4 protein-coding genes are annotated in these 3,179 nt (G+C 46.5%); all 4 read right to left on the bottom strand.

The genetic code is table 11. The features are described 5' to 3' along the window. Positions 1–247 precede the first annotated feature (247 nt). Entirely contained in the window at positions 248–394 is a 147-nt protein-coding gene (locus Q0668_RS25865; protein WP_366918878.1) for a hypothetical protein, read from the bottom strand. Positions 395–695: 301 nt separating this feature from the next. Further along, on the bottom strand, positions 696–1,043 hold the full coding sequence (locus Q0668_RS06610; RefSeq protein ID WP_298861661.1) for a DUF6796 family protein: 348 nt from the start codon (positions 1,041–1,043) through the stop codon (positions 696–698). 61 nt (positions 1,044–1,104) lie between these two features. Next, the gene (locus tag Q0668_RS06605) at positions 1,105–2,661 is read right to left on the bottom strand and encodes a mercuric reductase (RefSeq protein WP_298861658.1); all 1,557 of its coding nucleotides are present in this window, start codon (positions 2,659–2,661) and stop codon (positions 1,105–1,107) included. A gap of 69 nt (positions 2,662–2,730) precedes the next feature. Beyond that, positions 2,731–3,179 (bottom strand): VTT domain-containing protein (locus tag Q0668_RS06600; RefSeq protein WP_298861656.1); only part of this gene is annotated, 449 nt, incomplete at its 5' end.

Raw genomic sequence — 3,179 nt, 5'->3', positions numbered from 1 at the left:
TGCAAGACTCATTTTGGCAAATGTCGTTTTGGGAAATTTCTCTCAACTCCAAAGCCTTTTGATCAGTGCTTTTTTACTGTCTACTTTCTGAAGATACTTTCTGAACAGAGATGTTCCGTTTTTATTGCCGGTAATGAAACGGGCAACGAAAAAAGACCCAGAGCAAAATGCCCTGAATCTTTTCATATGAGAGTATCCAAGAGAGGGTTCGGATTTCTACGTCCTTTACGGACACTAAGACCTGAATCTAGTAAGTTGGTTGATTCCGTCCGACAATCCGCATTCCGGGCCGCATGTCTTGAATGGGGGTTGTGATCGCGCGTTGGAGTGTGAATGACGGACTCAGCGCAGCCTGTGTGGCTAGCATCAACGATGCATCTGCCCCGCCGGCCAATCCCGGAACGGCTTTCCTGAAACAGAAGCTCGTGAAAAGCAGGCGGCTAAAGATGGCCGGTTTACGGATTGCCCTCATAGAAACTTGTACGGTTTTCTAATAGCAGGCCGACTCCTCAGGTGCGGGATTGGTAGTTCGCTTGTCATTCAGTTGTCATTGACTGGTTTCGATTTCGTAGCTTCTGGGGCATCGGGTGAGCGAGTGATTACCGCAAAGAGAATGCCGACAATCACACTAAAACCCAACGAGATGTAACACATGGGTATCCATTCAAAAGCTCGCGGACAGATATTTCCGCTGATTAATTCCATTGCGGAGCCAAGAAAAGCCAGGCCTCCCGCTGTACCGAGGCCCCACCAAAACAGCCAGTAAAATAAGAGGCAATCAGAAAAGCAGTAAATGCAAGCTTATTGCTGGCTGGACGTAGCATTTGGTAAATATGCCAGGAACCAATAAAATAAAATGGGATACCGATCATCGCAAAAAAATGTCCTGTGGTCAGTCTCGTTTCGGTCGTATCCAGCATGAAGTCGTAAGAGCTATCGCTGAAGCGTGATAATGGGTCAAAGTGAATTAAAAATTCACCAGTTCCTACCAGAATGGCAGCCAGTAATCCCAACAGTCCGGTTAGCTTAAGGCTCAATTGCATAAAAATGTTTCGATTTAAAAGTGTTAGATGGTGGGGCGAGGTATGTTTGGCTGGAAAAATTCTAACGCGTCCAGGATAACCATTTCTTGAAAAGTGATTTGATAAATGGTGTCAAACGGGTACGACTGTATTGATCGCCGAGTTTGCGAATGGCTTCGGCCTGAGTCGGATAAGGATGGATCGTGCTGCCGATTTTTGAGAGACCGAGTCCATTGGTCATCGCAAGCGTGATCTCTGAAATCAAATCGCCGGCATTTTCGGCAACGATGGTCGCGCCAACAATTTCATCTGTACCTCGCCTGGTATGCACTTTAACGAAACCTTCGTCTTGACCCTCAAGGATCGCGCGATCGACCTCATTGAAGTGTTGAATATAAGTATCGATCTCGATGCCCGCTTGCTTTGCTTCAGCTTCATAGGATCCCACATGCGCGATCTCGGGTGAAGTGTAGGTTGCCCAGGGAATGATCAGATTACTGGCTTTCTTTCTGCCGAATGGTCCAAAAGCGAATAAGGCATTCTGGATGACGATGCGCGCCTGAAAATCTGCTGCATGTGTGAACTTGTATTTAGAGCAGACATCACCGGCGGCGAAGATTCGAGGGTTTGTTGTCTGTAGATTATCATTCACTTCAACCCCCGCCTGATTATAGTTCACATTGACAGCTTCCAGGTTCAATCCATCAATATTCGGAGCGCGTCCCACGGCAACAAGTAATTGATCCACGATTGTATTACTGGTCTGGCCATTTTGAGCTACTGTGACGCGAATCTTCCCGTCTTCTGTAGGACCAAGTTGCATGTCTTTACTGTTAAACAAGAGTTTGACACCATCATGCTCGAATTGCTTCTGAACAATAGCAGCGGCATCTTCATCTTCGCGAGGTAGAATATGATCTGAACGTTCGAAGAGAAACACTTCGCTTCCGAAACGGGCAAAAGATTGTGCCATTTCACTGCCGATGGGACCGCTTCCAACAATACCGAAGCGTTTTGGAAGCTCTGTCAAAGCGAACAGTGTTTCGTTGGTTAAATAATCGATAGTGTCCAACCCGGGAATGGGGGGGGCGGATGCGCGTGCACCCGAGGCAATGACTGCCTTTTTGAAATTCAGATTTGTTACCGAACCAGTGGCGGTCGTGACTGTGATGGTATTATCGTCGACGAACGAACCTTGTCCAAAAAATACATCAATGCCAAACTCCTCAAATCGTTTGGCTGAATCATTTGGACTGATTTTGGCGCGGAGGCGTCTCATACGTTCCATCGCTTTACCGAAATCGAATGAAGAATCTTCTTCTGAAAGATTAACACCAAATGGTTTTGCATCACGTACTGTTGCTGCTACACGCGCTGCGCGAATCACACCTTTCGAGGGGACGCAGCCAACGTTGAGGCAATCACCGCCCATTAATTCACGTTCGATAAGAGCTACTTTCGCTCCTAGTCCTGCCGCACCCGCAGCGGTTACGAGTCCCGCCGTTCCGGCACCGATTACTACCAAATTATAGTTACCGCTTGGTGTCGGATTCGTCCAATCCGGAGGATGGACGTTGGCTTCGAGTTGTTGATTATGCAGGTCTTTTGGTAAGAGTTGGGCGAGTTCCTGTTCAGTCATCTTATCCTCTTTTTACAATATTCTGGTAATTGTATTTAAATTGATTTTCAATCGAATTTTGACGCAGGCTTATGTATCAACTTCATCTGCTGTTACCGGCTGTGACTTTGTTCGTTTCAATAATTTCATGGTAAATCTAACAATCAATGGGAAGATGCCGAGTAGAATAAAGGCAACAATGATTTGAGTAAACTGGCTTGGTGTAAACACTGCGTTAATTCCCTTGTCTGCGAGTGTCTGCAAATTGGGGACACTCGAACCGGCATACACATACACCATTGTGCCAGCTAACATACCTATCTGGCTGACCCACCAGAAAGTGAATGTGCGAATGGGTGTTAATCCCATGACGGCATTGATCACGAAAAACGGGACAGCGGGAATTAATCGCAATGTAAACAGAAAGAACGGGCCTTCTTTTTTCAGGGCTTCGTTGAAGTTGGCTAACTGCTGGCCAAACTTGTTTTGAATCGCATTACGAAATAAGAACCGGCTTAGTAGAAAGGCCAATGTTGCAC

It is taken from the genome of uncultured Gimesia sp. (assembly GCF_937910335.1).
GTDB lineage: Bacteria > Planctomycetota > Planctomycetia > Planctomycetales > Planctomycetaceae > Gimesia.
Note: the sequence above shows the minus strand (reverse complement) of the source record. Positions and strands in the feature narration are given on the sequence as shown.